Below are 6,761 nucleotides of genomic sequence, written 5' to 3'. Positions count from 1 at the left end.
CGGCGCGGTGCAACAGGTGCGCGCGCGCCTGGTGATCGGGGCCGATGGCGCCCGCTCGGCCGTGGCCCGCGCGCATGTGCCGGGGGCAGAGCGCAACCCTTGCGTCTTTGCCTATCATGAGGTGATCCGCGCGCCAGCCACAGCGCAAGGCGCCGCTGGCGGGCAGGATTTCGACGCCACGCGTTGCGACGTGCTCTATCAGGGCCGCGTCTCGCCCGATTTCTATGGCTGGGGCTTTCCCCATGGCGAAACCGCCAGCATCGGCGTGGGCTCGGCGCGCAAGGGCTTTTCGCTGCGCCAGTCGGTGGCATTGATGCGCCAGGACATGGGCCTTTCCCGCTGCGAGACGATCCGCCGCGAAGGGGCGCCGATCCCGCTCAAGCCGCTGCGCCGCTGGGACAACGGGCGCGATGTGCTCTTGGCCGGTGACGCCGCCGGGGTGGTGGCGCCGGCTTCGGGCGAGGGGATCTATTATGCCATGGCCGGTGGGCGCATTGCCGCGCAGACCGCGCTGGAATTCCTGACCTGTGGCAATCCTGCGGTCTTGCGGCAGGCGCGGCGCACGTTCCTGCGCGCGCATGGCCGCGTGTTCTGGATTCTCGGGATGATGCAGTATTTCTGGTATTCCAGCGACAAGCGCCGCGAGCGCTTTGTGGCGATGTGCGCCGATCGCGATGTGCAACAGCTGACCTGGCAGGCCTATATGAACAAGCGACTGGTGCGGCAGCGACCCATGGCGCACTTGCGCATTTTCCTGAAAGATTGCGCACACCTGCTCGGCCTGGCCCGGCCCGCCACCGAAAGTCCCGCGCCATGAGCCGGCCCTGGGCCATGCCCGTGGGCATCGCCGTGGTCGCGGCGCTGGTGGTCGCGCTGCTGGGCGGCACGATCACCGACCTTGGGCCATGGTATGAAGCGCTGCACAAGCCGGCGTTCACCCCGCCGCGCCCGGTGTTTCCGATCGCCTGGACAGTGATCTTTGCCTTGGCGGCAACCGCCGGGGTCAATGCTTGGCGCGCCGCGCGTGATGTGCGCACGTCTGACACGGTGATCGGGCTCTTTGCCCTCAACGGTTTTCTCAACATCTTGTGGAGCCTGCTGTTCTTTCGCGTCCAGCGGCCGGACTGGGCCTTTTTCGAGCTGGTCGCGCTATGGTGCTCGATCGCGGTGTTGATCCTCTATTGCCTGCGCATCTCGCGGCTCGCCGCCGCGCTGCTGCTGCCTTACCTGGCGTGGGTGAGCGTGGCTGGCATGCTTAACTGGCAGGTCGTTCAATTGAACGGCCCGTTCTAGGGCAGGCGGGATGGGCGCCTATTTCGCCAGTGGCCATGCCGCCGACGTGATGCTGGCGGCGCTGGTGGTGGAGGCGGCCTGGCTGCTCGCGCGCGGGCGCGGCCTGGCCTTGGTGCTGGTGATGCTTGGCCCGGCGGCCCTGATCATGCTGGGCCTGCGCGCCGCGCTGGTCGGTGCGCCCTGGCCGTGGATCGCCCTGCCACTGGCGCTGTCGCTGCCCATCCACCTCGCTGATCCGCGCCTGTGGCGCCGGGACAATCGCACCGTCTAGCGCGGCAGAAAGCCCTGCGCGAGCATGGCAACCAGTTCTTCGGCAATGCGCGCCGGGGGCAGTTCGCCCTGGGGATCGTGCCAGCGGCCCGGCCAATTGAGCGCGCCGGCCAAGGCAAAGCCCAGCAGCTTGGTATTGGTCGGCGCCAGCGAGCCATCGGCCACGCCTTCCTCGATCAGTTCGCGCATGGCGCTGTCGATCTTGCGCTTGAGTGCCTGGAACTGGGCGCGGCTGTCAGGGCCCAGTGCTTCGGCCCCGGTGCGCACCACGCAGCGACCGAAATCGTCCATGTTGACCTGGGCATAGCGCGTCAGGAACAGGCGCAGCCGTTCAGCCCCGTTGCCATCGGTCTGGCGCGCCTGCTCTGCCGCTTCGAGCAGCTGCGACAGGCCGATCGTCACGCATTCGAGCAGCACTTGATCCTTGTTGCCGAGGTAGTGGTAGATCGTCGGCTTGGAGATCCCCAGGCTGGCCGCCACGTCATCCAGCGAAGTCTGGTGAAAGCCGCGCTCGTTGAACATCTGCACCGCCGCGCGCAGCACGGCCTCGCGTTTGGCGGCGCGCGCCTTGCTGCGCTGTTGCGGGGATTGGAACGGGGAATCGGCTGGCGGCAACTTTTTGGCTCCATCGGCTGCAGCGACGTGTTGACATGATACCGGACAGAAGGCAATCTACTCGTGAGTAAACAATAGTCCGGTCAGTATCCATGATTCTCGACGAAACCCAGACCGCCGTGCGTGATATGGTCCGCGCGTTTGCCCAGGAGCAGCTGCGCCCGAACACCCGCGCGTTCGAGGAAGCGGGCGGCTATCCCCCCGACCTGTTCGCGCAGATGGCGCAACTGGGCCTGATGGGCATGACCGCGCCGGAAAGCGAAGGCGGCGCCGGGCTCGATGCGGTGTCCTATGCCCTGGCGCTGATCGAGATTGCGGCGGGCGATGGGGCGCTTTCGACGATCGTCTCGATCCACAACAGCCTGATCGTGGCGGGAATCCTTGCCTATGGCAGCGCCGCGCAGTGCGAACGCTTCCTGCCCGATCTGGTGGCCGGACGCGCCACGGGTGCCTTTGCCCTGACCGAGGCCGATGCCGGATCGGATGCCTCGGCCCTGCGCACGCGGGCCACGCGGATGGAGGGCGGCTGGTCGCTCAATGGCGCCAAGCAGTTCATTTCCAACGGCCGCATCGGCAAGGTGGCGATCGTCTTTGCCGCCAGTGACCCGGCCGCCGGCAAGAAGGGGATCACCGCCTTCCTCGTGCCCACCGACAGCCCCGGCTATGTCGTGGACAAGGTGGAGCACAAGCTGGGGCAGTGGGCATCGGATACCTGCGCGATCCGGTTTGATGACGTGTTCGTGCCCGATGACATGGTGCTGGGCGCGCCGGGGCAGGGCTATCGCATCGCGCTGTCCAACCTGGAGGCCGGGAGGATCGGCATTGCCGCGCAGTGCATCGGCATGGCGGACGCCGCGCTGGCCATTGCCGTGGCCTATGCCAAGGACCGCAAAAGTTTTGGCCAGCCGATCATCGCCCACCAGGCCGTGGGCCACCGCCTGGCCGACCTGGCCGCGCGGCTGGAGGCGGCGCGCCAGCTGGTGCTGCACGCCGCTGCGGTCAAGCAGACCGGGGCACCCTGCCTGCAGGAAGCCTCGATGGCCAAGCTGGTCGCCTCTGAAACGGCAGAAGCGGTGGTTTCCGGCGCGATACAGACGCTGGGTGGCTATGGCTATCTGGAAGAATATGGCGTGGCCAAGATCTATCGCGATGTGCGGGTGTGCCAGATCTATGAAGGCACATCGGATATCCAGCGCATGGTGATCGCGCGGGCCCTGGCTGGATGACTGGGGCGGGATAGGCGCGCTAGTGTTTCGGCCAGTGCGGCCGCGCGGCAAAGCATCCTAAAGACAACAGCAAATCGACAGAGTTCGGGAGACAGGTTCATGGATATCAACGGCCTTGCGGCCATCGTTACCGGCGGCGCATCGGGCCTGGGTGCCGCGACAGCAGAAATGCTCAGCGCGCGCGGTGCCAAGGTGGCATTGTTCGATCTCAACGCGGCAGCCGGAGAGGCCAAGGCAGCCGAAATCGGCGGCCTGTTCAAGACGGTGGACGTGACCGACGAGGCATCGGTGAGCGATGCTATCGCCCAGGCCGAAGCCGTGCACGGCAAGGCGCGCATCCTGGTCAACTGCGCAGGGATTGCCCCGCCAGCCAAGGTCTTGAGCCGCGATGGCAGCCCGCTGCCGCTGGCTGATTTTGCCAAGATCATCAACATCAACCTGATCGGCACGTTCAACGTGCTGTCCAAGTTTGCCGCGCGCATCTTTGACGCTGAACCGCTCGATGCCGATGGCGCGCGCGGGGTGATCGTCAACACGGCCAGCGTTGCCGCGTTCGATGGCCAGATCGGCCAGCCCGCCTATGCCGCCAGCAAGGGTGGCGTGGCCGCCATGGCGCTGCCGATCGCGCGTGAATTGGCCCGCTTTGGCATTCGCGTGAACACCATTGCGCCGGGCATCTTCTGGACGCCGATGCTCGCCAGCCTGCCGCAGGATGCACAGGATTCGCTGGGCCAGCAGGTGCCGTTCCCCAGCCGCCTGGGCCAGCCGGCCGAATATGCCAAGCTGGTGGAAGCGATCGTGGGCAATTCCATGCTCAATGGCGAGGTTATCCGCCTCGACGGCGCGATCCGCATGGCCCCGCGCTGAGCGCGCAGACACCAGACCAAAAGCACAAGGAGAGGGTGATGAGCGGGATCGGCATGGCAGCGGCGCAAGACCTGGCGCGCAAGGTGGAAACCTTTGTGCGCGAGGTGGTCGCGCCCTATGAACAAGACCCGCGCCGCGACCATCACGGCGCGCCGACCGATGCGCTGGTGCATGAACTGCGTGAAAAGGCCCGTGCGGCCGGCGTGCTGACCCCGCACATCATGCCCGACGGCGGCCATCTGACCCAGCGCGAGACGGCGGTGGTCCTGGCGGCCAGCGGTCTTTCGCCGCTGGGGCCGCTGGCCTGCAACACGGCCGCGCCTGATGAGGGCAACATGTACCTTTTGGGCAAAGTGGGCGACGCTGCGCTGCGCGAGCGTTTCCTCAAGCCCATGGTCGAAGGCCATGCGCGATCGGCCTTTTTCATGACCGAGCCGGCCGAGCTGCAAGGCGCCGGGTCTGACCCGTCGATGATGATCACCACCTGTCGCAAGGACGGCAACCATTGGGTGATCAACGGCACCAAGTGCTTCATCACCGGGGCCGATGGCGCGCAAGTGGGCATTGTCATGGCGCGATCGGAAGAGGCCGACAGCGCGGGCGGGGCCTGCATGTTCCTGGTCGATCTGCCCGATCCGGCGATCCGCATCGATCATGTGCCCAATACGATCGACAGCTCGATGCCCGGCGGCCATGCCACGGTCACGATCGAAAACTTGCGCGTGCCGGCCGACCAGATGCTGGGCCAGGCGGGCGAAGGGTTCAAATATGCCCAGATCCGCCTTTCGCCCGCGCGCCTGTCGCACTGCATGCGCTGGCTGGGCGCCTGCCAGCGCGCCAACGAGATCGCCAGCGACTATGCCAACCGCCGCATGGCCTTTGGCAAGCCGCTGATCGATCACGAGGGCGTCGGCTTCATGCTGGCCGAAAACCTGATCGACCTGAAGCAGGCGGAACTGATGATCGACTGGTGCGCCAGCGTGCTCGATACCGGCAGCCTGGGCACGGCCGAAAGCAGCATGAGCAAGGTAGCAGTGTCAGAGGCGCTGATGCGCGTGGCCGATCGCTGCGTCCAGGTTATGGGCGGCACTGGCGTGACTGACAAGACCATCGTGGAGCAGGTGTTCCGCGAAATCCGCGCGTTCCGCATCTATGATGGCCCGACCGAAGTGCACAAGTGGAGCCTGGCCAAGAAGATCAAGCGCGATTGGAAGCAGGCCCATGCGCACTGAGCAATCGGCACCGCCCGCGCAGCTTGATGCGGCGCAGATTGCCCAAGCCAATGCCGGCGTCGGTGCGGTGCGGACCGCGCTGGACGAACAGGCGCTGGCGGCGTGGCTTTCCGCCCATGTCGCGGGCTTTGCCGGGCCGCTGCGCGTGGCGCAGTTCAACGGCGGCCAGTCCAACCCCACCTATCGCCTGGAAACGCCCGCGGCGCGCTATGTCTTGCGGCGCAAGCCCCCGGGCACCGTGCTGAAAGGCGCGCACGACGTGCTGCGCGAGGCGCGGGTGCAGCAGGCCCTGGCGGGAAGCGATGTGCCGGTGGCGCGCATCCTGGGCGTGTGTGACGACGATGCCGTGATCGGCAGCGCGTTCTATGTGATGGACATGGTGGATGGCCGCGTGTTCTGGGACGCGAGCTTTGCCGAAGTGGCCAAGGACGAGCGCGCTGCCTATTTCGACGAGATGAACCGGGTGATCGCCGCCCTGCACGGGGTGGATCATGTGGCTGTGGGGCTGGGCGATTATGGCAAGCCGGGCAACTATTTCGCCCGGCAGATCGGCCGCTGGACCCGGCAATACCTGGAAGACGAACTGGCGGGGCGCGATCCCGACATGGATGCGCTGGTCGCCTGGCTGCCCACGGCCATTCCCGATGATGACACGACCACCCTGGTCCATGGCGATTTCCGCTGTGACAACATGATCTTTCACCCGACGGAGCCGCGCGTGCTGGCCGTGCTCGACTGGGAGCTTTCGACGCTGGGGCATCCGCTTGCTGATTTTGCTTATCATGCGATGATGTATCGCATGCCGGGCGATATCGTTGCCGGGCTGGGTGGGGCCGATCCGCAGCCGCTGGGCCTGCCGAGCGAGGCGGACTATATCGCCCGCTATTGCGCGCGCACCGGGCGCGATGGCATTGCCAATTGGGATTTCTACGTCGCGTTCCAGTTCTTTCGGCTGGCGGCGATCTTTCACGGCATCAAGGGCCGCGTGCTGCGCGGCACGGCGGCCAATGCCCAGGCGGCGCAGCGCGCGGAAGCCTTTCCGCGCCTGGTCCGGCTGGGGCGCGAAGCGATGGAGGCCTGCGCATGAGCGACGATCTGGTTCTGGTGGAGCGCCGCGGCGCGGTTGCGATCGTGACGCTCAATCGCCCGGCGGCGGGCAACACGCTCGACATGCCCACGGCCACCCGGCTGGAGCAGGTGGTGGCGAGCGTGGCGGGCGATGCCAGCGTGCGCTGCGTGGTCCTGACCGGGACGGGCA

At 66.6% G+C, this 6,761-nt stretch carries 8 protein-coding genes; 7 read left to right on the top strand and 1 reads right to left on the bottom strand.

The window, feature by feature from the left end:
* From H926_RS0123030 to H926_RS0123020, 3 genes are all read left to right on the top strand, one after another.
* A partial coding sequence (locus tag H926_RS0123030) for a geranylgeranyl diphosphate reductase (protein WP_022678337.1) occupies positions 1–817 on the top strand: 817 nt, incomplete at its 5' end.
* Positions 814–1,293 carry a TspO/MBR family protein gene (locus H926_RS0123025; RefSeq protein WP_022678336.1) on the top strand — a complete coding sequence of 160 codons (480 nt, stop codon included), beginning with the start codon at positions 814–816 and terminating at the stop codon, positions 1,291–1,293. The genes H926_RS0123030 and H926_RS0123025, both read left to right, overlap by 4 nt.
* A gap of 10 nt (positions 1,294–1,303) precedes the next feature.
* Positions 1,304–1,564 carry a hypothetical protein gene (locus H926_RS0123020; protein WP_022678335.1) on the top strand — a complete coding sequence of 87 codons (261 nt, stop codon included), beginning with the start codon at positions 1,304–1,306 and terminating at the stop codon, positions 1,562–1,564.
* Here H926_RS0123020 and H926_RS0123015 read toward each other — a convergent pair.
* Complete coding sequence (locus H926_RS0123015) at positions 1,561–2,178, bottom strand: TetR/AcrR family transcriptional regulator (RefSeq protein ID WP_022678334.1); 618 nt, start codon at positions 2,176–2,178, stop codon at positions 1,561–1,563. The two genes, H926_RS0123020 and H926_RS0123015, sit on opposite strands and share 4 nt — an antisense overlap.
* A 92-nt stretch (positions 2,179–2,270) precedes the next feature.
* Here H926_RS0123015 and H926_RS0123010 point away from each other — a divergent pair, with 92 nt between their 5' ends.
* From H926_RS0123010 to H926_RS0122995, 4 genes are all read left to right on the top strand, one after another.
* A complete protein-coding gene (locus tag H926_RS0123010) occupies positions 2,271–3,404 on the top strand; it encodes an acyl-CoA dehydrogenase family protein (protein ID WP_022678333.1) in 1,134 nt (377 codons plus the stop codon).
* 99 nt (positions 3,405–3,503) lie between these two features.
* Positions 3,504–4,271 carry an SDR family NAD(P)-dependent oxidoreductase gene (locus H926_RS0123005; RefSeq protein WP_022678332.1) on the top strand — a complete coding sequence of 256 codons (768 nt, stop codon included), beginning with the start codon at positions 3,504–3,506 and terminating at the stop codon, positions 4,269–4,271.
* Positions 4,272–4,309: 38 nt separating this feature from the next.
* Complete coding sequence (locus H926_RS0123000; protein WP_022678331.1) at positions 4,310–5,503, top strand: acyl-CoA dehydrogenase family protein; 1,194 nt, start codon at positions 4,310–4,312, stop codon at positions 5,501–5,503.
* Positions 5,493–6,590, top strand: coding sequence for a phosphotransferase family protein (locus H926_RS0122995; protein WP_022678330.1), 1,098 nt, complete (start codon positions 5,493–5,495; stop codon positions 6,588–6,590). Before H926_RS0123000 ends, H926_RS0122995 begins: the two co-directional genes overlap by 11 nt.
* Positions 6,591–6,761 lie beyond the last annotated feature (171 nt).

Source organism: Novosphingobium sp. B-7, from assembly GCF_000410615.1.
Lineage (GTDB): Bacteria > Pseudomonadota > Alphaproteobacteria > Sphingomonadales > Sphingomonadaceae > Novosphingobium > Novosphingobium capsulatum.
Note: the sequence above shows the minus strand (reverse complement) of the source record. Positions and strands in the feature narration are given on the sequence as shown.

Bases quoted from the DNA above. Each gene is read 5' to 3' on its own strand.
- H926_RS0123025 (WP_022678336.1), top strand. From the start codon at position 814: ATGAGCCGGCCCTGGGCCATGCCCGTGGGCATCGCCGTGGTCGCGGCG.
- H926_RS0123020 (WP_022678335.1), top strand. From the start codon at position 1,304: ATGGGCGCCTATTTCGCCAGTGGCCATGCCGCCGACGTGATGCTGGCG.
- H926_RS0123010 (WP_022678333.1), top strand. From the start codon at position 2,271: ATGATTCTCGACGAAACCCAGACCGCCGTGCGTGATATGGTCCGCGCG.
- H926_RS0123005 (WP_022678332.1), top strand. From the start codon at position 3,504: ATGGATATCAACGGCCTTGCGGCCATCGTTACCGGCGGCGCATCGGGC.
- H926_RS0123000 (WP_022678331.1), top strand. From the start codon at position 4,310: ATGAGCGGGATCGGCATGGCAGCGGCGCAAGACCTGGCGCGCAAGGTG.
- H926_RS0122995 (WP_022678330.1), top strand. From the start codon at position 5,493: ATGCGCACTGAGCAATCGGCACCGCCCGCGCAGCTTGATGCGGCGCAG.